24 protein-coding genes are annotated in these 25660 nt (G+C 68.0%); 15 read left to right on the plus strand and 9 right to left on the minus strand.

All coding sequences use genetic code 11. The features are described from left to right. Positions 1–42: 42 nt before the first annotated feature. Positions 43–921 carry an SCO6745 family protein gene (locus tag LY12_RS20945; protein ID WP_253859108.1) on the plus strand — a complete coding sequence of 293 codons (879 nt, stop codon included), beginning with the start codon at positions 43–45 and terminating at the stop codon, positions 919–921. A 79-nt stretch (positions 922–1000) separates the two neighbouring features. Here the strand turns inward: LY12_RS20945 and LY12_RS20950 are convergent, their stop codons facing one another. Continuing rightward, positions 1001–1909, minus strand: a complete 909-nt coding sequence (locus tag LY12_RS20950) for a crotonase/enoyl-CoA hydratase family protein (RefSeq protein ID WP_253859109.1) — start codon at positions 1907–1909, stop codon at positions 1001–1003. 180 nt (positions 1910–2089) lie between these two features. Here LY12_RS20950 and LY12_RS20955 point away from each other — a divergent pair, with 180 nt between their 5' ends. After that, positions 2090–2968, plus strand: coding sequence for an alpha/beta fold hydrolase (locus LY12_RS20955; protein WP_253859111.1), 879 nt, complete (start codon positions 2090–2092; stop codon positions 2966–2968). Positions 2969–3039: 71 nt separating this feature from the next. On the opposite strand, the gene LY12_RS20960 is transcribed toward LY12_RS20955, so the two are convergent. Then, positions 3040–3759, minus strand: coding sequence for an alpha/beta hydrolase (locus LY12_RS20960; RefSeq protein ID WP_253859112.1), 720 nt, complete (start codon positions 3757–3759; stop codon positions 3040–3042). A gap of 155 nt (positions 3760–3914) precedes the next feature. Here LY12_RS20960 and kynU point away from each other — a divergent pair, with 155 nt between their 5' ends. Beyond that, positions 3915–5174, plus strand: coding sequence for a kynureninase (gene kynU / locus LY12_RS20965; protein WP_253859113.1), 1260 nt, complete (start codon positions 3915–3917; stop codon positions 5172–5174). 83 nt (positions 5175–5257) lie between these two features. Here kynU and LY12_RS20970 read toward each other — a convergent pair whose 3' ends face one another. Beyond that, a complete protein-coding gene (locus LY12_RS20970; protein ID WP_253859114.1) occupies positions 5258–5692 on the minus strand; it encodes an Lrp/AsnC family transcriptional regulator in 435 nt (144 codons plus the stop codon). Positions 5693–5824: 132 nt separating this feature from the next. Here LY12_RS20970 and LY12_RS20975 point away from each other — a divergent pair, with 132 nt between their 5' ends. Continuing rightward, entirely contained in the window at positions 5825–6679 is an 855-nt protein-coding gene (locus LY12_RS20975) for a tryptophan 2,3-dioxygenase (protein WP_253859115.1), read from the plus strand. Between the two features lie 25 nt (positions 6680–6704). Here LY12_RS20975 and LY12_RS20980 read toward each other — a convergent pair whose 3' ends face one another. Then, positions 6705–7907 (minus strand): PucR family transcriptional regulator, encoded by a 1203-nt coding sequence (locus LY12_RS20980; RefSeq protein ID WP_253859116.1) that lies wholly within the window; start codon positions 7905–7907, stop codon positions 6705–6707. A 127-nt stretch (positions 7908–8034) separates the two neighbouring features. On the opposite strand from LY12_RS20980, the gene LY12_RS20985 reads away from it, so the two are divergent. From LY12_RS20985 to LY12_RS21010, 6 genes are all read left to right on the plus strand, one after another. Further along, positions 8035–9519 (plus strand): long-chain-fatty-acid--CoA ligase, encoded by a 1485-nt coding sequence (locus LY12_RS20985; protein WP_253859117.1) that lies wholly within the window; start codon positions 8035–8037, stop codon positions 9517–9519. 142 nt (positions 9520–9661) lie between these two features. Beyond that, positions 9662–10864 carry an ABC transporter substrate-binding protein gene (locus LY12_RS20990; protein ID WP_253859118.1) on the plus strand — a complete coding sequence of 401 codons (1203 nt, stop codon included), beginning with the start codon at positions 9662–9664 and terminating at the stop codon, positions 10862–10864. A 49-nt stretch (positions 10865–10913) separates the two neighbouring features. After that, on the plus strand, positions 10914–11780 hold the full coding sequence (locus LY12_RS20995) for a branched-chain amino acid ABC transporter permease (RefSeq protein ID WP_253859119.1): 867 nt from the start codon (positions 10914–10916) through the stop codon (positions 11778–11780). Next, entirely contained in the window at positions 11777–12817 is a 1041-nt protein-coding gene (locus LY12_RS21000; protein ID WP_253859120.1) for a branched-chain amino acid ABC transporter permease, read from the plus strand. The genes LY12_RS20995 and LY12_RS21000 overlap by 4 nt, the downstream gene beginning before the upstream one ends. Next, positions 12814–13596 (plus strand): ABC transporter ATP-binding protein, encoded by a 783-nt coding sequence (locus LY12_RS21005; protein ID WP_253859121.1) that lies wholly within the window; start codon positions 12814–12816, stop codon positions 13594–13596. The genes LY12_RS21000 and LY12_RS21005 overlap by 4 nt, the downstream gene beginning before the upstream one ends. After that, complete coding sequence (locus LY12_RS21010) at positions 13596–14303, plus strand: ABC transporter ATP-binding protein (RefSeq protein WP_253859122.1); 708 nt, start codon at positions 13596–13598, stop codon at positions 14301–14303. The genes LY12_RS21005 and LY12_RS21010 overlap by 1 nt, the downstream gene beginning before the upstream one ends. 76 nt (positions 14304–14379) lie before the next feature. Here LY12_RS21010 and LY12_RS21015 read toward each other — a convergent pair whose 3' ends face one another. From LY12_RS21015 to LY12_RS21030, 4 genes are all read right to left on the minus strand, one after another. After that, complete coding sequence (locus tag LY12_RS21015) at positions 14380–15000, minus strand: IMPACT family protein (RefSeq protein ID WP_253859123.1); 621 nt, start codon at positions 14998–15000, stop codon at positions 14380–14382. A 133-nt stretch (positions 15001–15133) separates the two neighbouring features. Beyond that, a complete protein-coding gene (locus tag LY12_RS21020; RefSeq protein ID WP_253859124.1) occupies positions 15134–16702 on the minus strand; it encodes a hydantoinase B/oxoprolinase family protein in 1569 nt (522 codons plus the stop codon). An 11-nt stretch (positions 16703–16713) separates the two neighbouring features. Further along, positions 16714–18768, minus strand: coding sequence for a hydantoinase/oxoprolinase family protein (locus LY12_RS21025; protein WP_253859125.1), 2055 nt, complete (start codon positions 18766–18768; stop codon positions 16714–16716). Between the two features lie 60 nt (positions 18769–18828). After that, positions 18829–20187: an MFS transporter gene (locus LY12_RS21030; protein WP_253859126.1), complete on the minus strand. Its 1359-nt coding sequence runs from the start codon at positions 20185–20187 to the stop codon at positions 18829–18831. Positions 20188–20400: 213 nt separating this feature from the next. Here LY12_RS21030 and LY12_RS21035 point away from each other — a divergent pair, with 213 nt between their 5' ends. Next, the gene (locus tag LY12_RS21035) at positions 20401–21417 is read left to right on the plus strand and encodes a LacI family DNA-binding transcriptional regulator (RefSeq protein ID WP_253859127.1); all 1017 of its coding nucleotides are present in this window, start codon (positions 20401–20403) and stop codon (positions 21415–21417) included. A gap of 83 nt (positions 21418–21500) precedes the next feature. On the opposite strand, the gene LY12_RS21040 is transcribed toward LY12_RS21035, so the two are convergent. Then, positions 21501–22505, minus strand: a complete 1005-nt coding sequence (locus LY12_RS21040) for an Lrp/AsnC family transcriptional regulator (protein ID WP_253859128.1) — start codon at positions 22503–22505, stop codon at positions 21501–21503. A 263-nt stretch (positions 22506–22768) separates the two neighbouring features. On the opposite strand from LY12_RS21040, the gene LY12_RS21045 reads away from it, so the two are divergent. From LY12_RS21045 to LY12_RS21060, 4 genes are read left to right on the plus strand one after another with little or no spacing between them, the layout of a single operon-like run. Then, positions 22769–23524 carry a substrate-binding periplasmic protein gene (locus LY12_RS21045; RefSeq protein WP_253859129.1) on the plus strand — a complete coding sequence of 252 codons (756 nt, stop codon included), beginning with the start codon at positions 22769–22771 and terminating at the stop codon, positions 23522–23524. Between the two features lie 39 nt (positions 23525–23563). Beyond that, positions 23564–24331 carry an amino acid ABC transporter ATP-binding protein gene (locus LY12_RS21050; protein ID WP_301302995.1) on the plus strand — a complete coding sequence of 256 codons (768 nt, stop codon included), beginning with the start codon at positions 23564–23566 and terminating at the stop codon, positions 24329–24331. Then, positions 24328–24987, plus strand: a complete 660-nt coding sequence (locus tag LY12_RS21055; protein ID WP_253859130.1) for an amino acid ABC transporter permease — start codon at positions 24328–24330, stop codon at positions 24985–24987. The genes LY12_RS21050 and LY12_RS21055 overlap by 4 nt, the downstream gene beginning before the upstream one ends. Beyond that, positions 24984–25631 (plus strand): amino acid ABC transporter permease, encoded by a 648-nt coding sequence (locus LY12_RS21060; RefSeq protein WP_253859131.1) that lies wholly within the window; start codon positions 24984–24986, stop codon positions 25629–25631. Before LY12_RS21055 ends, LY12_RS21060 begins: the two co-directional genes overlap by 4 nt. The last annotated feature ends 29 nt before the right edge of the window (positions 25632–25660 follow it).

Below are 25660 nucleotides of genomic sequence, written 5' to 3' on the forward strand. Positions count from 1 at the left end.
ACCCGCCCGCGGCGGGTGTTCTCGTCGATGCAGGAGGTACCCGTGGCGAACCCGGCTCGTGTGCTCGCCGGAGCACTCGAACCCCTCGTCGGCCAGACCTACTTCGCTCAGGAGTGCCACGACGCCTACGAGAAGCTCGGTTTCAACGGCAGTCCCGGCTCCAGGGACGGCGTGCCCAATCCGGACGGCCCGGCGTACTTCACGAGCCGCGGTTCCGTGCTGGGCCAGGTCTCCGGTGACGTCATCGCGGCGACGTTCGCCGTGTTCAACCCCGAGGTCGTCGTCCCGGCCGTGGCCTACGGCTGGTCGCTCACCGACGCAGGGACGATCTGCCGGGCCCGGACCGAAGGTGCGACCCGGCAACTCGTGCGCGTCCTCGGCGAGCACCCCGATCGGATCGACGAGGCACGGCCACTGCTGCAGCGGGCCGTCGAGCCGCTCCGCCCGGAAGGCAAGCCGTTGTTCGCCGGGCTTCGTTCACTCGGCCTGCCCGGCGATCCCGTCGGCGACGTGTGGCGGCTCGCCGACATGCTCCGCGAGTACCGCGGCGACGTGCACATCGCCGCCTGGACCGGTGCCGGGTTCGACGCCGTCGAGATCGGCCTGCTCACCGAGCTGTACTGGGGTCTGCCCATGCGCACCTACATCCGCTCGCGCGCATGGTCGCCCGAACAGCTCGACGCCGCCGAGCAGCGGCTCGTCAGCCGCGGCCTCGTCACCGACGGTGCGCTCACCGAACAGGGCAGGGCCGAACGAGAGGCCGTGGAGACCGCCACCGACCGCCAGTGCAGGCCGATCGTCGACGCCCTCGGCGACGCCCTCGAGACGCTCGTCGAGATTCTGCGCCCCTGGAGCCGACAGGTGTGCGAAGCGGGCGGTTACCCGTCCTCCGGCCCCATGGCACGCACCGACGGTCGCTAGTACAGGTCGTGACGGCGCCGGCGTGCCCGCACGGTGCCGTCACGTCGAGGCGCCAGGGCGGCCACTCCGGCTAGTCCGACTACTCCGGGGATCGGGTACCGGATCCCGTCGCGTCGTCGGGCGGGAGCGGCCACCGGGGCAGGCCGTCGGGAACGTCCGTGCTGGGCCGCCCCGGGAACTGCGCGGGCCGCTTCTCGAGGAACGCCGCGACGCCCTCGGCAGCGTCCGCACCGGCGCCGAGGGCGTACATCGCACGGGAGTCGGCCCGGTGCGCGTCCCACGGCGTGGCCGAACCGAGCATGCCCCACAGCAGCTGACGGGCGACCGCCACGGAGACGGCCGACGTGTTGTCGGCGATCTCCGACGCGAGTTCGGTCGCGGTGTCGAGCAGCCGCTCGCCGGGAACGACTCGGGACACGAGTCCGCCGTCACGGGCTTCTTCCGCGTCGAACACGCGCCCGGTGGCGACCCACTCCATGGCCTGCGAGATGCCGACGATGCGGGGCAGGAACCAGGTGGAGGCCGCCTCCGGGACGATGCCGCGGCGCGCGAACACGAACCCGAACCGCGCATCCTCCGAGGCGATGCGGACGTCCATCGGCAGCGTCATCGTCACGCCGACGCCGACCGCGGGCCCGTTGACGGCGCCGATCACGGGTTTGCGGCAGGCGGCGATGCGCAACGAGACCGTGCCGCCGCCGTCGCGCGGTACCCCGTCGATCTCGCCGTGGGCGGAGCGCCGCTCCCCGCCGTCGCCGGCGTCGAAGGTGTCGGCGCCGCCGCCGAGATCGGCGCCGGCGCAGAAGCCGCGTCCCTCGCCGGTCACGATCACCACGCGCACGTCGTCGTCGGCGTCGACCCTGTCGAACACGTCGACGAGCTCGCGGGCCATCGTGGTGGTGAAGGCGTTCAACCGCTCCGGACGGTGCAGGGTCACCGTGGCGATCGGTCCGGACACCTCGTAGCGGATCTCGGCGTACTCGCCCATTCCGTGCCACCGTCCCCTTCGACAGGCCGCAGCGATCGTTGATCGTCCGCCAAGCTAGCAGCGCGGCGCGGCAGGCCCAACCCTCGCGCGGCCACCGCCGGGTCCGGACCGCGGGTCACGTCACCGGTCTGCACCGCCCGACGAACCCGGTTGCGGCCGCCGCCGGGTAGATTCGATGCGATGGATGTCGACCGCACTCCCGACGCGCCGCCCTCGTTTCACGCCGCGCCGCCCTGGTTCCACGCCGCGCTGGCCGACCGGCCCGAGCACCGGGACACGATGGTCAACGGCGCCAACGTCCACCTGCGCTGCTGGGGTGAGACGCACCAGCCGGGGCTGGTGCTCGTGCACGGCGGGTCGGCCCATTCCGGATGGTGGGATCACATCGCGCCGCTGCTCGCTCAGCATCGCCGGGTCGTGGCCGTCGATCTGTCCGGTCACGGTGACAGCGCCGCCAGGGATGCCTATGACATCACGCTCTGGGCGCGCGAGGTCGTCGCCGCTGCGGAAGCGGGTGGAATCGGCCGTCCGTTCCACGTCGCCGGGCACAGCATGGGCGGCTGGGTCACCGCGCAGACCGGGGCCGAGTTCGGAGACCGGCTCACCGGCCTCACCATCATCGATTCACCGTTGAACGACCATCCGCCCGAGGAGCGCAAGGCACGGCCCGTCCGCGTGCACCCGGACCGGGAGACGATTCTCGGCAGGTTCCGCACGCTGCCGCCGCAGGACGTCCTGCTGCCCTACGTGCGCAGGCACGTCGCCGAGGAATCGGTACGGGCGGTCGACGGTGGCTGGACCTGGAAGTTCGACCCGACGATCACGGTGCCGCACACGCCGCTGCGCGGCATCCTCCCCCGGATCGACCGGCCGACATCGTTCCTGCGCGCCGAGCACGGCCTCGTCCCGCCGACCATGGCTGACGAGATCCGCTCCCTCCTGCGGCCGCACAGCATGCTGGTCGACCTGCCCGACGCCGGGCATCACCCGATGCTGGACCGGCCGCTGACCCTCGTCACCGCGCTGCGCACGATCCTCGCGACGACCGGGCGGCCCTGACGGCTTCGGCCGCGTTCACCGGCACGGCGACCCGCGGAACACCGACTGCTCGCGCCGAACCGGCGACGTCCCTACCCGGCCACGTCGGTGAGCGCCGTCGTCACTGCCGGCCAGGCAGCGCTCAGCGGGTCGATCACCTCGAAATGCGCGGCACCGGGAACCACGACCAGTTTCGCCGCCGGATGACTGTCCACATACGACTCGCTGACCGAGACGGGGAGCCGGTCCTCGGCCCCGTGCACGATCGTGACCGGGCCCTCCGGCGCCGGCATCCACACCGGGTCGAGGTCGGGACGTTCGTCCGGAGGGCCGCCGAGGAATGCCTCGACCGCACCGTCACCGAGGTCGAGCCGGTGGGCGAGCCGCAGGTCCGCCACCGGCGCGAGCGGCACGGTGCCGAGCAGGCCCGCGGGCGGACACGAAGACGCCGCCCACAACGCGAGATGCCCGCCCGCCGAATGGCCTGCCAGTACCACCTCGCGGGCACCGACCTGCGCCGGCAACTCGGCCAGCGCGGCGCCGACGTCGCCGGCCGGCTCGTCCGGCTCGCCCGGAACCCTGCGGTACTCGACGGACACCACCGGCCAGCCCTCGTCCCGCAGTGCCACCGCGAGCGGGCGTGTGTGGATCCGGTCGTAGGCGGGCCTCCAGTATCCACCGTGGACGAACACCAGCAACGGGTACCTCGCCGTAGCGGAGAACCAGGCGTCTGCGACGTGGTCGGGATCGTCGCCGTAGCGCAGCGTCCGATCGGGCTCGGGCGCCGGCCGCGTCAACACCGCACGGTCCATCACGGCCTCCTCCTGAGTACGGTCCCGTCGACGGTATCGACGGCGAGCTCGTCCGGATGCACAGCGGCAGCGCACGACGCCCCCGCGTTCGCACAGCGTGAGACATTACCGTCTAGGTGACGAAACCGGGGACACAGCAAGGGAGCCGACCCACCATGATCGACCGCGCCGCCTGTGAGATCCGCGACCAGAACGACCCGCTGCGCGCTTTCCGCGAGGACTTCGTCCTCCCTCCCGGCACCATCTATCTGGACGGCAACTCACTCGGCGCGCAACCCGCCGCTGCCGCGGCTCGCGCACACGAGGTTGTCACGAACGAGTGGGGAACCGGGCTCATCCGCTCCTGGAACACGGCCGGATGGTTCGAACTTCCGGTCGAGCTGGGCGAGAAGATCTCCGGCCTCGTCGGCGGTGGTGCAGGAGCCACGGTCGTGACGGACTCCACGTCGATCAATCTGTTCAAGGCGGCCTCCGCGGCACTGGACATCCAGGCCGAGGACGCCCCGGGCCGCACGGTCATCCTCACCCAGCGCGAGAACTTCCCCACGGACATCTACATACTCCAGGGGTTGGCGCGGCAGCTCGGCGGCGACTACGAAGTGCGTCTCGTCGACGACGCCGAGGTGGCAGCAGGCTTGCCCACGGCCCTGACCGACGACGTGGCACTGGTCGTGCTGAGCCACGTGAACTACCGCACCGGACGGCTGTTCGACATGGCGTCGACGACCGAGGCGATCCACGCCCGCGGCGCCACCGTGATCTGGGACCTGTGCCATTCGGCAGGCGCACTGGAGGTCGACCTCGCCGGATCCGGTGCGGACATGGCGATCGGGTGCACGTACAAGTTCCTCAACGGCGGTCCCGGGTCGCCGGCCTTCATCTGGGTGTCCGGGGCACTGCAGAACCGGTTCGCCCAGCCCCTGTCGGGCTGGTGGGGCCACGCGAACCCGTTCGACATGGTGGCCGACTACGCTCCCGCCGACGGCATTCGCCGCTTCCTCACCGGCACGCAGGCCATCCTGTCCATGTCCGTCGCCGAGGTCGGTCTCGACATCTTCGCCAGGGCGGACATGGCTGCGGTGCGGTCCAAATCGCTCGAGCTGTCCGACCTGTTCATGACGCTGGTCGAGCAGCAACTACCGCACCATCCGATCGAGATCGTGACCCCACGCGAGCGCGAACACCGGGGTTCCCAGGTCTCGATCACACACCCGGAGGGCTTCGCCGTCATGAGCGCCCTGATCGAGCGCGGAATCATCGGCGACTACCGCGAACCGTCGGTGCTGCGGTTCGGCCTCACGCCGCTCTACGTCGGTTTCACCGATGTCTGGGACACGGTCGAGGCCCTGCGCGACATCCTCGACAACCGCCGCTGGGACCTTCCCCGTCACCAGGTGCGCGGCTCCGTCACCTGACCACACGGTCGGCAGGCCGGGGCCGTGATCACCCGGCTCCGGTTGCGGGAGTCCGACCCGCGGTGAGACGTCCTCGGACGGGGCTATCCCGGCTCGGGGCCCACGACACGGGTGTGGTTGACGGGTGTCGAGAGCACCATCGTGCTCGAAGGGCGTCCGTAGCGGGCCAGCCGGTCGATCAGATCCTCGAAGGCGGCCATCGATTCGGCGGCCACTTTCAGGACGCTGCACATGTCGCCGGTGACACGGTGGATCTCCCGAATCTCCGGCCACTCGGCGACCTCCGGGTCACGGAGCACACAACGTGGTCCGTGACAACTCATGTGTATGAAGGCGGCCACCGTCCAGCCGACGCTGCCGAGATCGACATGGGCGTGATAGCCGGTGATGACCCCGGCCTCCTCGAGTCTGCGCACGCGTTCGGTGACGGCGGGCGGCGACAGGTGCACTCGCCGCGACAGCTCGCTGAACGACAGCCGTGCATTGTCCTGCAGCTCCCGCAGGATCTCCCAGTCCATGCTGTCCACCTGGCAACCCTTTCGTTCGTTAAGTGCCGGCGAGGATATGCCGGGAGATCCTCGGCAGGAAGCCCGGAAGACCGTCGAGCCGGCATTCCACCCGGCGCCGGTCACCAGCCAGGATCGGTCCCCATGGAGTCCACGACCCGAGTGGCCGGCAACAGGGCGCCCGATGACGGAGCCGACGACAGGGCACCCGACGACCGAGTGCCCTACGACCGGTACGTCCACGCCGGAACGCTGCACCGTCTACAACAGACGAACACGGGCGATCCGGGCGAGATGTCGTTCCTGGTGATCTCCCAGATCATGGAGCTCTACTTCAAGCTCGTCGACTTCGAGCTCCGTACGGCACAACGTGCGCTGCGGGACGACGAGGTCTGGACCTCGTTGGCCCCACTCCGCAGGGCGGCACTCCACCTGGAGGGGCTCAACGCGAGCTGGCAGGGGCTGCGCTGGATGTCACCCGCGGATTTCAACCGCTTCCGCGCCGACCTCGGCGATGCCTCCGGCATGCAGTCGGCGATGTACCGCCAGCTGGAGTTCCGCCTGGGGCTCAAGACGGCTTCGTTGATCCGTCCACACCGCGTCGACCCTGAACAGCACCAGGCACTCCGGCGGACCCTGGCCGAGCCGAGCGTGTGGGACGACGCGATCGCCGTACTCGCCCGCCGCGGCTACGACATCCCGGCCGCGCTACTCGAACGCGACCATGCGGTCGAGCACGAACCGGACACCGCCGTGGAGACGGCCTGGGCGGACGTGCTCGCCGACGACGGTCCCGGCAACCACCTGCGGCTGCTCGCCGATGCTCTGACGGAGGTCGCCGAGCAGTTCGCCGAGTGGCGGTACCGCCATCTCAGTGCTGTCCGCCGCGCGATGGGCGCCAAATCCGGCACCGGTGGGACCAACGGTGTCGGCTGGTTGGAGCGGAGCATGAACCGGGTGGTGTTCCCCGAGCTCTGGTCCGCCCGCACCCACGTGTGAGCAGCGATGCCGTGATCGACGCGGGTCAGCCGCTCACCTGCTCGGGCAGTAGCCTGACCGCCTGCAACGCGAGATACAGCCGTGTCACGTCGACCGGGCTGCGCGGATCGCGGCCGGTGAGCTGGGCGAGCTTGTTGAGCCGGTAGCGGACGGTGTTCTGGTGGCAGTGGATCACGTTGCCCGCGTCGGCCGCCGAGCCCTGGGCTCCGAACCACGCCTCCAAGGTGTCGAACAGGACGTCCCGCTCCTCGGCTGGCAGGTCGAACACCTTCTCGAACGTGCGCCGGGCGAGACCCACGCTCAGTTCGGGTGCGGCCGTGACGAGCGCGGCCACGCGGGCCTCGTCGAACCGGGTCACGACGTTACTCCCGGGAGTCGCGGCGTCGCGGGCCATCAGTGCCTGGGGCACCGCCTGAGGCGTCGCGACGATCGACTCGAACACGTCGCTGACGCCCACTCGTCCGGTCGTGATGGAGGCCAGGTACTTGTTGAGACGATCGGTGCGGTAGGTCTTGGTCAGGGCGACCAGCCCGAGTTCGCTGTCGGCCTCGGACCGCCACACGGACCGGACGCCGAGTGAGCTCAGCGCCCGTTCGGCCGACACCGGTGGCCGGCTGCGCTCCATCGACTGGGGATCGGAGGCCACGACGACGAACCGGCCGACCTTGGGCAACCGCAGTGCGGCCGCGACGTCCGCGAGCCCCCGCCCCGTGGTCGTGATGCCGCTGAACAGCGCGGCGAGGGCCGCCTCGCGGAACCGGGAGTCGCGGAACAGCTGTTCGGTCTCCACGTCGCGGTATGCGGTGGTGAGCGCCTGGGACGACAGGTCGAGCGAGTTCCAGAGGATCGAGGCCGACCCGAGCAGCGCCTGACTCGCCTCGGGGTCGGCCCGGCACTGCCGGACGAGCTCGTGCCACAGATGCCGGGTACCGATCCGGTAGGCGTGCAGAACCGTGTCGAGCGGGACCCCGTCCTCGGCCCGTTCCCTGCCGGTACGGCGCGCGACGGTCGGCCTGTTGGCCTCGTTGCGGATCACGTTCTCCAACGCCGAGATGATGTTGGGGCGGACGGCGTCGGCCAGTTGCTGCTGGCTCATGTAGTCGACGTAGTAGGGCTCGTCCTCGCGGATCAGCCTCGCGATCTCCAGCGTCACCGCATCCAGGTCGTCGAGCAGCCGTTCGCTGGCGGTCACGACACGCGCGTCCGCCGTGGTGGCCGTGCCGGTCATGGAACCTCCGTTGTCGCCGAACACAAACATCGGGGCCGTACGTGAGTCCGGTCACTATGGCTGAACCGGGCGAGCTGGACAAACCTTGGTGCCCGCGACATCCCCGACGGCGAGGACCGGAGTTGGCATGAACCTGGCCGAGAACCTGGAGCGATCCTCCAGATTCCATGCGCGCGCCGCGGCCCTGTCCCTCGGCGACCAGGTGGTCAGCTACCGGGAACTCGAACACCAGAGCAGGCGGGTGGCCGGTTTCCTCGCGACGAAGGGGCTGCGGTCCGGGGAGCGCGTGGCGCTCATGCTTCCCAACGTCCTGGAGTTCGCGCCGCTGTACTACGGGATCCTGCGGGTCGGCGCGATCGTGGTGCCGCTGAGCATCCACCTCACCGACCGTGAGGTGGCCTCGCGGCTCCGTGACTCCGGTGCGCGGTTGCTCTTCGCCTGGGAGTCGGTCGCCGCGGTGTGCCGGCCGATCGCCGGCGACGTCGACCTCGTCGTCATGACTCCGGGTGGGCTCGCGTCACTGCCCGGCGACCCGTCCACGGTCGGCCGGGTCGCACCGCGCGATCCGGGCGACACGGCCGCGATTCTCTACACGGCCGGAACGACGGGCAGCCCCAAGGGTGCCGAGCTCACCCATGGCAATCTCGTGCAGAACGTCGAGATCGTCGCCCAGGAACTGGCGGAGCTGGCTCCCACCGACGTCGTCTTCGGTGCGCTGCCGCTGTTCCATTCGTTCGGCCAGACCGCAGTGCTGAACGCGGCGGTCCGCGCGGGCGCATGCCTGGCACTGTTGCCCCGCTTCGACGTCGCGGACGCGTTCGCGACCCTGCAACGGAGCGGAGTCACGGTCATGCCCGCGTTCCCGACCATGTATGTGGGCCTGCTCAACCATCCGGCACGCGCCGACTTCGACCCGAGCAGGCTCCGGCTGTGCACCTCGGGCGGTTCGGCCCTCCCGGTCGAGGTCCTGCTCGCGTTCGAGCGGGTTTTCGACTGCGTGGTCCTCGAGGGATACGGCCTGTCAGAGACGTCGCCGGTGGCCGCGTGCAACAGCCCCGAACGCAGGCGCGTCGGCTCCATCGGGTTCCCGGTGCGGGACGTCGAACTGCGCATCGTCGACGACGACGGCAACCCCGTCGTCGACGGCGAGATCGGCGAGATCGCCGTCCGCGGTCACAACGTCATGAAGGGCTACTGGCGGCAACCGGAGGCGACGGTGGCGGCCGTGCCGGACGGGTGGCTGCGCACCGGCGACCTCGGACGACGGGACGAGGACGGGTTCTTCTACGTCGTCGACCGCAAGAACGAGTTGATCACGCGCGGTGGCCGCACCGTGTATCCGCGCGACATCGAAGAAGCGCTGTACGAACACCCGGCCGTTCTCGAGGCGGCCGTCATCGGTACCCCGGACACGAAGATGGGAGAGGAAATCGTCGCGCTCGTGACGCTGCGTCCCGGCGAGTCCGTCGGCAGTGACGAGCTCCGCACGTACGTCAAGGGAAAGCTCACGGCCGGCAACCACCCGCGGCACGTCGAGATCGTGCCCGAACTGCCCAAGACGTCGACCGGAAAGATCCTCAAACGCGAAATCAGGTTCGCCCGCGCGACCTGACTCCGCTCCGCTCGGGTGCTGTCGCCGGCTGCGCGTCCGTCCCCCGTGCCAGCGACCGGTCCCCCGGCACCGTGACGGCCGGCCACACCGATCCCCACAACCCCACAAGATCGAGCCCGCCTCATTTCAAAGGAGAAATGCCATGGCACCGATGCGAATTCGACCCGGCGCAACCGTCACCGCAGCGGTGTGTGCGGGTGTCCTGCTGGCCACCAGCGCCTGCGGCGGTGGCGGCGGATCCGGCTCCGACACGATCGTCATCGGCTATTCGGGGCCGCTGAGCGGAGGGGCGGCCGCCTACGGCAAGAACATCCAGGACGGCCTGCAGCTCGCGATCGACGAGCTGAACAACCAGGGCGTCACCGTCGACGGCGAGCAGTACCGGGTGGAGCTGCGATCGCTGGACGACCAGTACGCCCCCGACGCGGCAGCGACCAACGCTCAGCGCCTCGCCGAGCAGGACGACGCCGCGGTCGTGTTCATCCCGCACGCCGGTGGCATCCAGGCCGCACAGGAGCTCAACTCCAGCCGCACCGAGTTCCTGCTCGGTGCCTACAGTTCCGACCCGAAGATCGTCGAGCAGGGCAACGAACTGACGATGATGATCCCGCCGAGCTTCGAGAGTTACGCGGAACCGTTCGTCGACAAACTCACGCGCAACGGCGAGAGCCGACTCGGCCTGCTGGGCACGGCCAGCGAGTACGGCCAGGAGTGGACCAAACTCGTGACCCAGGAATGGAAGAGCCGCGGCGGGCAGGTGCTCAGCGACAACAGCATCGACTACGGCACTGTGTCCGACTTCGCCGGCCCCGTGTCGCGAACCCTTGCCGAGAACCCCGACGTGATCTTCCTCGGCGGGCCGTCCCAGCCGACCGCGGTGATCATCGAGGAGGCGCGCCGACAGGGTTACGAAGGTTCGTTCCTCCTCATGGACCAGGCGAAGTTCGAGGAGATGGAGGAGTTCACCGATCCGAAGAACCTCAACGACGCCATCGGCGTCAAGCCCGTGCGGAACTACGACGACCCGGGGACCGAGGACCTGCTCGACGCCTATGCCGAGAAGGTCACCAAGAAGCGGCCGGTGACGAGCGAGGTCGCGCTCAACTACCAGAGCGCCGCCATCGTCGTCGCCGCCATGGAGCAGGCGGGCAGCATCGACGACCCGACGGCGATTCGCGAGGCCATCCCGGACGCGATCGGCGAGGTCGGCGAGCAGTTCCACGTCTCGGGCTTCCCCACCGAGATCACCGACGCCGGGCACCTGCGTAACCAGGACCTGGAAGCCGCATACCGCACGCCGGACGGCGAGTACGAGTACCTGCCCATCGAACAGCCCGACGAGTGATCGGCCCGACCGTGCCCACGGATAGCCGACGACTCTCCAAGGACGGCCCATGACCCTGTTCATCCAACAGCTGTTCGACGGTCTGGCGCTCGGTGGCGTGTACTGTCTGGCCGCGATCGGGCTGACCCTCATCTTCGGTGTGCTGCGGATTCCGAACCTGGCCCATGGCACCCTGTACATGCTGGGCGCCTACGTCACGTACTTCTTCCTCGTGACGGTCGGAGTCCCCTACGTCGCCGCGATCGGCCTCGCCGCCGTCGTCCTGGCCGTGATCGGAGTCCTGCTGGAACGCGTCGTGTTCCATCCACTCCGTAACGCCCCGCACACCCACCACATGATCGCTGCGGTCGGCGCGATGTTCTTCTTCCAGGCGGTCGCGCAGGCCATCTGGGGCGCCGACTTCCGGCGCATGGACTCGCCCATCAGCGGGAGTGTGACGATCCTGGGCGCCCAGATCTCCTGGCAGCGGATCGTCATCGTCGTCACGGCGGTGATCGTGCTGGGACTGTTGACCTGGTTCATCAAACGGTCGATCCACGGCCAGACCATCGAGGCCATCGAGCAGGACCGCACCGGTTCCTCGCTCGTCGGGATCAGCCCCAGCCGGGTCTCGATGCTCACGTTCGGGCTCGCGGCGGCGCTCGCCACCGTCGCCGCCGGGCTCGTGGCCCCGATCAATCTGCTGGCACCCACGATGGGCGACGCGCTCAGCCTCAAGGTGTTCGCGATCATCATCCTCGGTGGCCTCGGTTCGCTGCCGGGGGCCATCGTGGGCGGCTTCACCCTGGCGCTCGCCGAGGTGATGACCTCGACCTACGTCTCGGCCGCCGCCGGTGAGGGCATCGCGTTCGCGGTCATCGTGCTCGTGCTGGCCATCCGGCCCACCGGGCTGTTCGCAAGGGCGGTGCAGCGATGACGACCTCCACATTCTCACCCCAACGACTCGGCACTCTGCTCGTGGCGCTGGCGCTGTTGCTGGCGCCGCTGACCCTCGGCGGCCAGGAGTACGTGCTGCGCGTGCTGACCGTCGGTGCGACCTACGCGATCGCCGTCTACGGCATGAATCTGATTCTCGGCCTGACCGGGCAGTTGTCCCTGGCACACGGCGGTTTCTTCGGCATCGGCGTGTACATCGTCGGCCTGCTGACCACCGACTACGACTGGGCGTTCTGGCCGTCGTTGCTGGTGGCGGTCGTCGTCACCGCCCTCGGCGGTTTCGTGTCGGGCGTGGTGGCGCTCCGTACCCGCGAGGAGTACTTCGCCATCTTCACCATGGCGATGGGCTTCATCATCTTTCTCGTGATCAGCCGCTGGGAGTCGGTCACGCACGCGCATTCCGGTGTCAGCGGTGTGAAGTTCCCCGAGGGTTTCGGACTGCTCGACTTCTCCGAACCGATCGTCATGTACTACCTGGTGCTGCTGTTCCTCCTCGGCGCGGCTTACGTCACCCATGCGGTCCGCCGTTCGGGCATCGGCCGCACGCTCGTGGCGATCCGCACGTCGGAGGATCTGGCGCGCTCGATCGGCATCAACGTCGGTTTGAACAAGCAGCTCGCCTTCGCGGCGTCGACGACGTTCGCCGGCCTGGCAGGTGGCCTGTTCGCCGCGGTCCAGGGTTTCGTCGGGCCGAGCGCCGCCAGCATCGATCTCACTTTCGAGATGCTCATGTTCATCCTCGTCGGTGGGCTGGGCACGGTGCTGGGGCCGGTGGTCGGCACCTTCATCGTGCTGTTCCTGTTCGAGTTCTTCCAGGATTTCGAGGCCTACCGATTCCTGGTGCTCGGACCGATCATCGTGGCGCTGGTGATCTTCGCCCCACGCGGCATCGTGGGCTATCTGAACGCGTTCGTCGGCAAGCTCCGATCCCGCGGCACAGGCGCCGGAACCGGTTCCGGCGGCCCGCCGGAGCACCGGTCGTCCGATACCGCCACCGACGTGAAGGAGACGCTGTGACGCTGCTCGAAGTGCGTGGCCTCGGCAAGCATTTCTCCGGGCTGCACGCGGTCGACGACGTCGATCTCGACATCTCCGCCGGCCGGATCACGGCCATCATCGGGCCGAACGGTGCCGGCAAGTCCACATTGTTCAACCTGCTCGCCGGGTTCTACCGGCCGACGTCGGGCACGGTGCGCTTCAAGGATCGCGACATCACCGGGATGAGTCCTCACCGCACGGTGGCACACGGCATCGCCCGCACTTTCCAGACCACGAACCTCTTCGAGGATGCGACGGTGCTGGACAACGTGCTGTCGGGCCGGGTCGTGCGGTCGCACTCCACGGTGTTCGACGCCGTACTGCGCACTCCGCGGCACCGGAGGGAAGAGCGGCTGAATCTCGACAAGGCAATGGCGGCGCTCGAGTTCACCGGGATTTCCGAGTACCGCGGCGAGATCGCCTCGAGCGTGCCTCAGGAGGTACAGAAACGGGTGTCCATCGCGCTGGCGTTGGCGACGGAACCGGAGCTGCTGTTGCTGGACGAACCGGCGGCCGGCCTCACCGAGGAGGAGACCGGCGGGTTCGCCCAGCTCATCCGCGACATCGTCGCCGACGGGGTCACCGTGGGCCTGGTCGAGCACCGGATGTCGATGGTGATGAGCCTGGCCGACCACATCCTGGTGCTCGACCACGGCAAGGAGATCGCCGCCGGCACGCCGGAGACGGTCCGGACCGATCCGCAGGTGATCGAGGCCTATCTGGGCGCCGACCATCAGGAACAGGAAGGTGCTGGCTGATGTTGACCGTGCGCGGATTGTCCGCAGGGTACGACGCCGTAGACGTGCTGCACGCGGTCGACGTCACGGCGCGGGCGGGCGAGCTCACCGTCGTGCTCGGCGCCAACGGGTCGGGCAAGACGACGATGTTCCGCACCATCAGCGGGATCCTGCGGCCCAGTGCCGGAAGTGTCGAGTTCGACGGCACCCGGCTTTCCGGACTGCCCGCCGACGGCATCGTGAAGGCGGGACTGGCGCACTGCCCCGAAGGGCGGCACCTGTTCGCCAAGATGCCGGTGGAGAAGAACCTCTTGCTCGGCGGTTACGTCCGCAGGCGTAACCGCCGTCGGGTGCACGAACTGCTCGCGCACGTCTACGAGCTGTTCCCCGTCCTGCACGACAAGCGCCACCACCCGGCGGGCACGCTGTCCGGCGGCCAGCAGCAGATGGTCGCCATCGCCAGGGCACTGATGTCGGATCCGAGCCTGTTGATCCTCGACGAGCCGTCGATGGGGCTGGCACCCCTGGTCACTGCACAGGTGCTGGACGCGGTCGCGCAGATCAACCGTGACGGCATCGGCGTGCTGCTCGCCGAGCAGAACGCCCAGGCCGCACTGCGGATCGCTCACCACGGGTACGTCCTGGCCGAGGGGCGCGTGGTGCTGTCGGGCACGGCCACCGACCTGCTCGACGATCCCGAGGTGCGCGAGGCGTATCTCGGGGTGTGAGCAGCGGTGAGCTCCGGGGCCGAGGGCGTCGGTGAGTCGGCCCCGGTCTCGTCCTCGGTCCCGGTCCCGGAGCCGCTCAGGGAAGGTAGAGGTCGCACGGTCCCGCATCGACGGCTTCGATGGCGCCGGCGGAGTGCTGTGCGAGCCAGTCCTCGAACGTCGCCACGTCGGTGACGGCGACCGTGAACGTGACGTCGGCACCGTAGTCGATGCCGCGCAACAGGTACTGCGAGTGGCGCAGGTCGTTCTCGACACGACCGGCTCGGTCGTGGGGCACCGACAGCAGCAGCTCGCGATGCCGCACCCGCCGCAGCCTGCCCACCAGGTCCAGCGTTTCGGCGAGCACGCCCGAGTACGCGCGGATCAACCCGCCTGCACCGAGTTTCGTGCCACCGAACCAACGGGACACGACGGCCACGACGTCGGTCAGTTCGCGGCGCGTCAGCACCTCCAGCATGGGCGCACCGGCCGTGCCGCCGGGCTCACCGTCGTCGTTGCTGCGTGCGACCAGCGCGCCGGATTCCGGGTCGCCGATCCGCACCGCCGTGCAGTGGTGGTTCGCGTCGGGCCCCTCCTTGCGGATGCGGCCGATCAGTGCCGCCGCGGCGTCGACGTCGTCGATCCGCGCCACGACACACCGGAACCGGGACCGCTGGATCTCGACCTCGTGCTCACCGTCCCGCGCAATCACACCCACCCCGGCGAGTCTAGGTGACCCACGGCGCGCCGGACCGGCGACGAGGGCGACGGCCGCCGGAGCCCCGATCGCACGGCGGCCGTCGCTCGTGTGTCCACTGTGGCCGGGCTGGCTGCGGAGTGCCAGCCGTTGATCAGTTCGGCGACACTCCGTATCCACCGCCGCCACCGGATTCGCAGCGCAGGGTGTCACCCCGCCGCACCCGCAGACTGTTCGCCTTGAGCAGCTGCCGTTCACCAGGACCACCGGGGTTCAGCACGACCCGCGGCGGCGCTCCCGCTTCGCCACCGAACGCGCCCCACGCCGGCGTCACGGAACGTTCCCACCACAGTGACAGGTCCTGATCGGCCTCCATCACGTACTCGCGCACCACCCCGTCGCCACCCCGCCAGCGGCCGGCGCCACCGGAGCCATGCCGGATGCCGTAGTGCGTCACGCGCACCGGGTACAGCGTCTCGACGACCTCGATGGGCAAATCACGCAGCGAGCCGTTCACGTTGTTGATCAAGGCGGTCTCCCCGTCGCTACCGTGCCAGGCACCCCAGCCGCCGACCGTGGCCTCCAACGTCACGAACGGCTGGCCGGTGCGCGGGTTCAGCTCCCCGGCGAACTGTACGATCATCGAGTCCCCGTAGCTGGCCGCGGCGACCTGTTCCGGCATTGCGGGTGCGAGCGCCTTGATGACGAGGTCGATCAGCATGCCGAGACTGGAATAGTAGTACTGGCAGGATGCGGGCTCACGGGCGCCGAGCATCGAGCCGTCCCGCACCTGCACGTCCAGCGGAAGGAATGACCCGCCGTTGAGGCTGACGGCCGGCGAGATCAGCAGCTTGTAGCCGACACGCGCCGCGGAGATCGCCTGCGAACGGCCGCAGTTCACCGGCCCGGTTGCCTGGTCTGCACAGTCGGTCAGGTCGACGGTCATGTGCTCGCCGGCGACGGTGACCCGCACCGTGACGTGCAACGGAGTGTCGAGATCGATGCCGTCGTTGTCCAGCCAGCCCGTGGCCTCGTACTCACCGTCCGGGATCGCGGCGATACGTTCCCGCTCGAGCCGCTCGGTCTGGGCGAAGATCTTCGCGCGTGCCGCGTCAACGATCACCGCTCCGTATCGGGCGAACAGCTCCCCGAGCCGGCGAACCCCCATGCGGGCACAGGCGACCTGCGCGCGCATGTCACCGAGGGTCACGTAAGGGAAGCGCACATTCGTCTCGATCATCCGAAGTACGTCCGAGTTCTCCTCGCCCGCGACGACGATCCTCGTGGGACCCATGCGCAGGCCCTCCTGGTAGATCGTGGTCGAATCCATCGATCCACCGGGATCCTTCGATCCCATGTCGATCCAGTGCGCGCGGGATGCCGCGAATCCGACGAGCTCGCCCGACACGAAGATCGGCGCGTACACGGTGCAGTCGTTGAGGTGGGTGCCGCCGACGTACGAGTCGTTGAGGACCCACACGTCCCCCGGCTCCCAGACGTCCGACCCGAACCGCTCCTCGGTGTGGCGCGTGCATTCCTCCAGGTTGCCCAGAAAGATCGGCAGGCCCGAGGACTGGCCGAGAACGCGATGGTGCCGGTCGAGCAGTGCGACGGCGCAGTCTTTGCCCTCGTAGATCGTCGGGGTGTAAGCCGACCGGATCAGCGTCATGTTCATGTCCTCGGCAGCCTGGATGAGGGCCGAACGGATGATCTCGGTAGTCACCGGGCTGAGCGTCATGCGTGCGCCTCCAGTTCCGGCCGGGCGGCCAGCGTCATGATCAGAAACTCGTTGTCGTCGACCCGCAACCGTGCTCCCGGGGGCACGACCGTCGTCGAGGTCTCCTCGTGCACGATCGCCGGACCGGCCAGCTCGCTGCCGGCCGGAAGTGCGGTGCGGGGCACGATCGTCGTCGGCCACGGGGCTCCGTCGAAGACGACGTCGCGGACGACGGATTCGGATTCCTCGGCCGCCGCTGCGCCGTACTGCGCATCGACCCGTTCGACGAGACCGTGGCCGGTGGTGCGCAGAGCGACGAACTGGACGGGCGCACCGGGCGTGGCATGCCCGTAGCGCTTCTCGTGCTCCTCGGCGAACCGCTGCTGGATGTCGGCCAGAAAACCAGGCGCGGTCACGTCGTCGGCGTCGGTGAGCGGCACGGTGAGGGTGTAGTCCTGACTCTCGTAGCGCATGTCGATGCCGTGACCGATGCGTCGGCGGTCCACGGCGATGCCCTGCTCGGCGAGCGCTTCGGTGGCCTGGCCATGCAGCGTACGAAACGCCGTGGCCAGCGCAGTCGTGTCCAGATCGGCGTTCGTAGCGAAGAACTGCATCGAAAAGTCACGCCGCACGTCGGCCTCGAGCATCCCCCATGCCGAGAAAGCTCCCGGAAACCGTGGCACGACCACTTCGGTCACGCCGATCTCCTGTGCGATGAACGCGGCATGCATCGGTCCGGCCCCGCCGAAGGCGAGGAGCGCGAACTGCCCGGGCTCACGGCCGTGTTCGACGGTCAGAGTGCGGATCGCCTGGGCCATCTTCGCGTTGCCCACGTCGCAAATCCCTGATGCCAGTTCGACGGTGTCCATGCCGAGGTCTCCCGCGAGGCCCGCGACGGCCGCTCGCGCTGCCGTCACATCCAGGTTCATGCCACCGGCGAACGATTCCGGATCCACCCTGCCGAGCACGCAGTTCGCATCCGTCACGGTCGGCCGCGTGCCACCGCGTCCGTAACACGCAGGGCCAGGCGCCGCGCCGGCGGATTCCGGGCCGACCCGCAGCGCGCCACCTTCGGCATAGGCGAGCGACCCTCCTCCCGCACCGACCGTATGCAGGTTGACCAGCGGCATGAGTAGCGGAAAGCCCTCCACCTCGCCATCCGGGGATACGTCAGGGCGGTGGTCGAGTACCAGCGATACGTCGAACGACGTTCCGCCCATGTCGATGCAGATGACGTTGGGCCGGTCAAGAAGCCTGCTCACCGCGACGCCGCCCATCGTGCCGCCGACCGGTCCCGACAACAGTGTCTGCAGCGGATGCCGCCGTGCGAAGTCTGCGTTCACCAGACCACCGGAGGACTGCATCACGTGCACCGGCACATCGAGGCCCTTGCCCGAGAAGCGGTCCTCGATCTTGTCAAGATAGCGATGCACGGACGGCCCCGTGTACGCCTCCAGCACGGTGGTCGATGTGCGCTCGTACTCCCGCCATTCCGGGGCTACCTCGTGCGAGAGCACCACGAGGGCCTCGTCACCGAGTTCCTCCCGGAGGATCCGTCCTGCGCGCTGCTCGTGGGAACCGTCCAGGTACGCGAACAGCAAGCACACCGCGACCGCGTCGAAGCCCTCCTCCCTGACTCGTTTCGCGACCAGCCGGACAGCGTCCTCGTCCAGCGGTTCCAGCTCGGCGCCGCTCGCGTCGAACCGACCGCCGACCTCGACGATGTCGTCACGCGGCACCAGCGGAGCCTGCTTTCGATAATGCAGATCGAACAGTCGGCTGCGGTTCCCGCGGGCAATCCGGTACACGTCGCCGATGCCTTCGCTGGTCATGATCAGCACGTTGGCGCCACGACGTTCCAGCAGAGCGTTCAGCCCCTGGGTCGTACCGTGCACGAAGAATCCGACGTCGCTGAGCGGCAGCCGGACCCCTGCGAGCGCGTCGAACACCCCTCGTGCCAGATCGTCCGGTGTGGTCAGGACTTTGCCCGCGCTCATCCGCCCGGACGTCTCGTCGCAGCTGACCACGTCGGTGAAGGTGCCACCGATATCCATGGCTACCCGGTATGTCATTGCTATCTCCTTGGAATGGCTCGGCAGCGTTCGCTCGGTGTGGGGCGTGGCCACCATGCGTTAGTCGAGCGCTCGTCCCTCGGTTTCCGGGAGCGGGAACACGGCCAGCAGCGCGACGACCAGGAAAGCCATGATCGAGCCGATCGTCACCGTGGCGGTGACACCGTTGTCCATCATCGCGCCGATGACCGGGACCGAGACGGAATGCGCGAGCAGGATGGCCGAGGTGGTGAACGAGTAACCGCGACCTCGCAGGCTTGTCGGGAGGATCTCGCCGGACCAGGTGTTCCAGATTCCCCACGCACCCAACGAGAAGAACGCCAGGATCAGGTTTCCGGTGTACATCTGCCCCGCGTCGGTCGCCAGGCCGAACAGGACGCCGCCTAGGACGGCGCCGCACACGAACCCGACGAATACCTTCTTCCGGCCGTACCTTCCGGTCAGCCACGCCGCGAGCAGGTACCCGGGAACGGAGACGAGCTGGCTCACCGCCACGAACCACAGCGCACCCGAAACGCTCATGCCACGCTCTTCGAGCAACACCGGAAGCCACGTCTGCAGTCCCCAGTAGCCCCAGCTGAACGTGAACGCCACGAGCACCAGCAGCGCGAATCGCCGGCGGATCGCCGGAGCGAACAACCCACGGATCACACCGCGGTCGCTCTGGTCGTCCACGCGGAAGACCGTCCGCTCCGGAACGGTGGCGCCGAACCGGCGTAGCACCCGAGCGGCCTCGTCGTGCCGGTTCTGCTTGGCCAGCCAGTACGGCGACTCCGGTACCCAGCGGATCACCGCGAAGGCCCACAGCCCGGCCAGCGCGGCCACGATCGCGACAACACGCCAGCTGATCGGTCCGAGCGCCTGGCTGACGAGGATGCACAGCAGGGTGCCGACCGGGAACCCGATGGACAGCGCCACCGCACCGCGGCCACGCCAAGCCGTCGGCAGCAGTTCCATGAAGTACGGGAACGTGGTCGCGTACACACCACCGAAGGCGACGCCGGAGAGCAGCCGCAGGATCAGGAACATCCAGAACTCCGGGGAAACACCGGCCAACAGAGCCAATGCCGCGTACAGCAGCAAGCTGTAGACGGTGACTCGACGTCTGCCGAGCTTGTCGATGAACACGCCCCACAGCAGCGCTCCCGGCACCATGCCGAAGGCGACCGCGGACAACGCCCATCCGAGCTCGGTGTTGTTGATCCCGAAATCGGCGGCGATGCCGCCGGAGACATAGACCAGTCCGACCTGTTCCCACGCTTCGATGACGAACGTGATGAACAGGACCGCTGCTGCGACGACGTGTCTGCGGCTCACGGTCATCGTGTCGCAGAACTCACCGACGGACTGGCCGCCAGGAGGGCTGCTCGCGGTACGGGAACCGTCCCCCGATGCGGCCGGGCTGTCCTGAGGGTTCATCGTCACGCTCCAGACACAACAGTGAGTCAAAACGTTTTGACTGCCGTATCGAACGCCCCTGGTCCTGTCGTTGTCAAGACCACACTCATCGTCGAGCGGCCGCCGCGACTCCCAAATCCGGCAACGCGCCATGGACCTCCCTGCGCGGCCTCCGCCGGGCCGGTGCGGGATACTTCCGGCGGAACATCGCAGGCCGGCGGCGAGGAGGTCGGGATGTCAAGGCGACGGATCACCATCCGCGACGTGGCCGAGCGCGCCGACGTGTCGATCAGCACCGTCTCCCATGCATTCTCCGGGGGTAGGCCGATCTCCTCGGCGACCAAGGATCGCATCACCCGCGCAGCCGCCGAGCTCGGCTACGAGCCGAACCCCAGTGCCCGTTCCCTGCGCACCGGACGTTCCGGCATCGTCGGGCTGATCCTGCGGCCACGGTTCGCACTGGCCGGAACGTCCGACCGGGCGGAGACGTTCAACCGACTGGTCGGGTCCGTCGCCACCGAGGCACTGCGCCGCAAGACGGGTCTCATCCATGTGCCCGACATCGACGACCCGCGAGCCGCCAAGGTGCCGATGGACGGCTGCATCGTGGCGCACCCCTACTCCGGCGACCGTGTCCTCACCGAGGTGCTGCACCGCCGCATCCCGGTCGTGACCGTGGAGGAGGACCCGCAGCGACCGGAACTGCCCTGGGCCGTACGGCTCGACTACCCACCCGTCGTGACCCGACTTCTCGACCATCTGCGAGAGCAACACGCATCGGACGTCATGCTCCTCACCGGTACGGAGAGCAACGCGTGGAATGTCCGTACCAGGGAAAGCTACCGGGCGTGGTGCGAGCACAACGGCGTTCCGGTTCGGATCGACGAGCTCAGCGAAGGGCTGACCCACGGGGAAGCCGCGCAGCTGATCGGGCCACTGCTCGCGGCGCCCGATCGCCCCGATGCGATCGTCGTGGCGACGAGCGATTTCGCCGCGCTCATCGCAAAGCTCGCGGCGACACAAGGCGTCCGGGTTCCCGAGGAGCTGATGATTGCGTCATTGACCGACAGCGAGCACTCCCGCACGGCCGAGCCCGCGATCACGGCGATGGACCTCAACCATGAGAGCCTCGCCAAGGAGGCCGTCGAATTGATGCTGGCCCGGATCGACGACGCGGCGGAGCCCGAGCAACCGGTGGTGATCTCACCGGTACTACATCTCCGTGCATCCACACAGCGCCCACGACACTGACGCACGGTGCGGGCGGTGAACCGCCTGCACCGTCGACGTCGTGAACGGTGGTCACCACGGCCGACGCCCGGCACCGGCCGGACTCACTCCAGGAATTCCATCCGGCTCGCCTGCGCCGAGTACCGGCCGTCGACGACCATGTTCCACACCCGTTTGTAGGTCCGAGTCTGGATCATGATCTCGACTCGCCGAACACCCTCGATCTGCCCCAGAACGCCGGTCACATAGCCGTACATATCCGGATGTTCGGGTAGGACGATCTGCCCTACGAGGTTGTTCCTTCCTGCCGTCGCCGCTAGGTACTTCGTTCCCCGGTTCCGCGCGAGTTCCTCGCCGACCTCGGCAAGCTGAGACGGCTCGACCTCGAGCCACACCCAGAACTCGGCGTTGAATCCCAGCACCGCGGGCTCGATGAGCACCCGGAAGTCAAGCAACTCGCGTTCGCGGAGGGAATCCATCGTGCGCCGCGCCGTGTTCTCCGACTTGCCGATCGCCGCGGCCAGCTCCGGCAGGGACGTCCGCCCGTTGCGGATGAGCATTTCGAGAACGACCCGTTCCGCCGGTGTCGGATGCGCGAGCGGCAACTCACGGGACCGTGCGTCGACCCTCCGCTCCACCGCTTCGGGCAGCCAATCCTGACCCGACGTGTAAGTGTGCATGACGACGAACACCTCGGCTGCGACGTCGAACTCGGCCGACAGCCGCCCGATACGCTCCTGCAGCGCGGCCGCATCCGGCACGACGAACTCCGCGACACTGCCCACGGAGCCGACGACCGCCGCCAGGAAGCGCACGTCGGCGCGGGTGCGCATCGCCTCGAGGAACTCCGGTTCACCGGCGCGCGCTCCGGTGAACTGCACCATCGCCGGCACCCCGAGCCCGAGTCGAGCCACGTCGGTACGGCCGATCAGCCGCAGCATGCCCGCGCTGTGCATGGCCTCGAATCGCCTGCGCGCGGTACTCGGCGAACAGCCGAGCTCACTGGCGACCTTCGGCCACGGAGCACGTCCGTCGGAGTGCAGGACACGGATCAGCGCCGCGTCCGTCTCATCGATCAGCGGTCCCGACTGCCGTTCCGCACTTCCCATTTCGTGATCGTAACCTCCGTTAACATCAACTTGCACGATTGAATCACCCGATCTATTGCCTTCCTGTGCCCCGATCCTCCAAACTGTCAGCCACGCCACACTCCCCCGCCGTTGCACCGATCGACACAAGCGAGGTCGAGATGTTCCGTCGTCTCCACGGCACGAAGACCACCAACACACTCCGTTCCGCGCCCGCCGTCCTCGTCGGCATAGGTTCCCTCCTCGCATCGAGCGCCTGCGGACTGCCGGGCTCGAGTTCGACGGTGCCCGAGGACTGCCGGCCGACCGAGAACGTCCAGACCCTCACCGACGGTGAACTCACCGTGCTCGTGGCCGAGCATCCACCCTTCGTTTCCATGAGCGGCAACGAGTTGACCGGCATCGAAGGCGAACTGATCAAGGACATCGCCGCCGACCTGTGCCTCGAGCTCAATGCGACCTCGACATCGTTCTCCGCCGTGATCGAAGGCCTCCAGTCAGGACGCGCCGACCTGTCGGCCGGCAACTGGACGGTCAACGACGAACGCCGCAAGCTCTTCGAGGTCAGCCACGGTATCTACACCAGCGGCATGGGCATCGTGACCCGCGACAAGAATTGGTCCAGCGTCGAACAGCTCGAAGGAAAACCCCTCGGCACTCCCCAGGGATATCTCTGGGTCGAACAACTCAACGACGTCTACGGAGCGGACAACGTCCGCCAGTATCAGACGGACACCGCCGTGCTGGACGACGTCAACGCGGGCCGGATCGAAGCGGGCATCGTCAGCCTGGCGGCCAACACCTGGCGCCTGCAGCAGGACCAGTACTCGGCACTGACGATGGCGGAAATGAAACCCACCGAGCAGATCCCCTACACACAGGAGCCGCCGACGTCGGTGGCGCTCATCGCCAAGGGCAACACCGCACTCGAGAAGGCCACCAACGCCTCGATCAAGGACTACTACGAGTCCGGCGAACTCGGTAAGGCCCTCAAGAAGGCAGGCCTCGACCCGGACACCGCCTACCCCGACGAGGACTGATCCGGACGGCCAGTACTTCCGCCCACGCGATTGGCAGCCATGACTTTCGACAATGCACGGATCCTGCTCAAAGCGGACGCGATCGAGAAGACGTTCCGGGGAAACCGGGTCCTCGACGGCATCTCCATGGACGTCCACGCCGGTGAGGTCATCGCACTGATCGGACCGAGCGGTGCGGGAAAGAGCACCTTCCTCCGCTGTCTCAACTACCTCGAACAACCGACCGGCGGCAGTCTTCACCTAGACGGCGAACCGGTGTTCGCCGACCCGTTGAAGCCGGCGAAGTCCGAACTGCTGAGCCTGCGCAGGCGCGTGGGCATGGTGTTCCAGACGTTCAACCTCTTCCCGCACCTGTCGGTCGTCGAGAACGTCACCATGGCGCAGCGACTCAACGGGCTCAGATCCACGAGCGAAGCCGAGGAATACGCACTGAAGCTGCTGGCCCAGGTCGGCGTGGAGGAGAAAGCCGAAGCACGGCCCTCCGAATGCTCGGGCGGCCAGCAGCAGCGCATCGCCATCGCACGCGCACTGTCCCAGGACCCCGAACTCATGCTCTTCGACGAACCCACGTCGGCGCTGGACCCCGAGGTCGGCAACGACGTCCTCCGGGTCATGCGCGATCTCGCCGATGCCGGCACGACGATGATCGTGGTGACCCACGAGATGCGGTTCGCCGAGCGGGTCGCCGATCGCGTACTGCTGCTCGACGAGGGAAGGATTCTCGAGGAGGGGCCGCCGGAACGAGTGTTCCGACACCCCGAACACGCACGGACCAGTCGCTTCCTCCACGCGGTGCTCGACCGATGAACGTCGAAGCCGACACCGGCGCCCTGTTCCAGGTCATCGGAACGGGCCTGGTCGTGACCATCCTGATGACCGTCGTGTCGTTCTGCGCCGGGTCGGTCCTCGCCGTGCCGGTCGCACTCATGCGCACCTCGCGGGTCTGGCTGGTGCGCGCACCCGCGACGGCGTTCATCGACATCGTTCGCGGCATCCCCACCCTGGTCTGGCTGCTCATCATCTTCTACGGACTCGGCAGCGTGGTGTCGCTGGATCCGTTGCCGGCGGCACTCATCGGCCTGACGCTCATCTCGAGCGCCTATCTCGCCGAGAACTTCCGCGCCGGCATCGAGAACGTCCACGTGGGCCAGAAAGAGGCCGCTGCCGCACTCGGCCTGAGCACCGCACACCAGTTCTGGCGCGTGGTCGCGCCGCAGGCCGTGAACATCGCCATGCCGCCGTCCGCATCGTATGCCGTCGCCCTGCTCAAGGACACCGCAATCGCCGCCATCATCGGCGTCACCGACATCATCTTCTTCGCCCAGCAGGAGGTCGCACGCGGTGCACCGGCGGTCACCGCGTTCCTCGTCGCCGGCGCGTTCTACCTGATCGTGAGCGTTCCACTCTCGTACTTCTCCCGGTTCGTCGACCACAAGATCCGGCAGAAGGTGGTGGTAGTATGACCTTTCTCGCCGATTGGGCCGAATGGCTGCCGAGCCTGCTCCAGGGCCTCGGAACGTCGCTGCTGCTCACGCTGTGCGTGGCCGGGATAGGGTTCCCCCTCGGCCTCGGGCTCGCACTGCTCAGCATCGCTCCCGCCCGAATCGTTCGGATTCTCTCGATCGCCTTCATCGAAATATTCCGCGGTATCCCACTGTTGGTCGTGATATTCTTCGCGTACTTCGGCTTTCCGGACATCGAACTAGTCATCAGTGCGTTCGCGACCATCGTGGTCGCGCACTCGCTCAATCTCGGGGCATACTCGAGCGAGGTCTTCCGCGCCGGAATCCTGCACGTGGGCCCCGGGCAGCGCGAAGCCGCCAGAAGCCTCGGGCTGACGCCGTGGCACGCGTTCTCCCGAGTGGTCCTTCCGCAGGCATTGCGGGCGGTACCCGGACCGCTGATGTCCTTTCTTATCATGGTATTCCAGTCCACCTCGTTGGCGTTCGCCATCGGGGTCGGAGAAATGACCAGTCAAGCGTTCTCCATCGGATCAATGACCTTCGACTACCTGTCGGTACTCGTCCTGGCCGGAATCATCTACGCCATCATCTGCGTCGTTTCCGCCCGCATCGTCGCGCGGTTCGAGGCGAAGATGCGGACCTGACCCGCTCCCCTGAATACGATCCGCCGCCC

The organism is Prauserella alba, from assembly GCF_024171735.1.
Classification (GTDB): domain Bacteria; phylum Actinomycetota; class Actinomycetes; order Mycobacteriales; family Pseudonocardiaceae; genus Prauserella; species Prauserella alba.

Excerpts from the sequence above, each read along its gene's own strand:
- LY12_RS20950 (WP_253859109.1), bottom strand. The coding sequence starts at position 1,909 with ATGGGCGAGTACGCCGAGATCCGCTACGAGGTGTCCGGACCGATCGCC.
- LY12_RS20955 (WP_253859111.1), top strand. The coding sequence starts at position 2,090 with ATGGATGTCGACCGCACTCCCGACGCGCCGCCCTCGTTTCACGCCGCG.
- LY12_RS20960 (WP_253859112.1), bottom strand. The coding sequence starts at position 3,759 with ATGGACCGTGCGGTGTTGACGCGGCCGGCGCCCGAGCCCGATCGGACG.
- kynU (WP_253859113.1), top strand. The coding sequence starts at position 3,915 with ATGATCGACCGCGCCGCCTGTGAGATCCGCGACCAGAACGACCCGCTG.
- LY12_RS20970 (WP_253859114.1), bottom strand. The coding sequence starts at position 5,692 with ATGGACTGGGAGATCCTGCGGGAGCTGCAGGACAATGCACGGCTGTCG.
- LY12_RS20975 (WP_253859115.1), top strand. The coding sequence starts at position 5,825 with ATGGAGTCCACGACCCGAGTGGCCGGCAACAGGGCGCCCGATGACGGA.
- LY12_RS20980 (WP_253859116.1), bottom strand. The coding sequence starts at position 7,907 with ATGACCGGCACGGCCACCACGGCGGACGCGCGTGTCGTGACCGCCAGC.
- LY12_RS20985 (WP_253859117.1), top strand. The coding sequence starts at position 8,035 with ATGAACCTGGCCGAGAACCTGGAGCGATCCTCCAGATTCCATGCGCGC.
- LY12_RS20990 (WP_253859118.1), top strand. The coding sequence starts at position 9,662 with ATGGCACCGATGCGAATTCGACCCGGCGCAACCGTCACCGCAGCGGTG.
- LY12_RS20995 (WP_253859119.1), top strand. The coding sequence starts at position 10,914 with ATGACCCTGTTCATCCAACAGCTGTTCGACGGTCTGGCGCTCGGTGGC.
- LY12_RS21000 (WP_253859120.1), top strand. The coding sequence starts at position 11,777 with ATGACGACCTCCACATTCTCACCCCAACGACTCGGCACTCTGCTCGTG.
- LY12_RS21010 (WP_253859122.1), top strand. The coding sequence starts at position 13,596 with ATGTTGACCGTGCGCGGATTGTCCGCAGGGTACGACGCCGTAGACGTG.
- LY12_RS21025 (WP_253859125.1), bottom strand. The coding sequence starts at position 18,768 with ATGACATACCGGGTAGCCATGGATATCGGTGGCACCTTCACCGACGTG.
- LY12_RS21030 (WP_253859126.1), bottom strand. The coding sequence starts at position 20,187 with ATGAACCCTCAGGACAGCCCGGCCGCATCGGGGGACGGTTCCCGTACC.
- LY12_RS21035 (WP_253859127.1), top strand. The coding sequence starts at position 20,401 with ATGTCAAGGCGACGGATCACCATCCGCGACGTGGCCGAGCGCGCCGAC.
- LY12_RS21040 (WP_253859128.1), bottom strand. The coding sequence starts at position 22,505 with ATGGGAAGTGCGGAACGGCAGTCGGGACCGCTGATCGATGAGACGGAC.
- LY12_RS21050 (WP_301302995.1), top strand. The coding sequence starts at position 23,564 with ATGACTTTCGACAATGCACGGATCCTGCTCAAAGCGGACGCGATCGAG.
- LY12_RS21055 (WP_253859130.1), top strand. The coding sequence starts at position 24,328 with ATGAACGTCGAAGCCGACACCGGCGCCCTGTTCCAGGTCATCGGAACG.
- LY12_RS21060 (WP_253859131.1), top strand. The coding sequence starts at position 24,984 with ATGACCTTTCTCGCCGATTGGGCCGAATGGCTGCCGAGCCTGCTCCAG.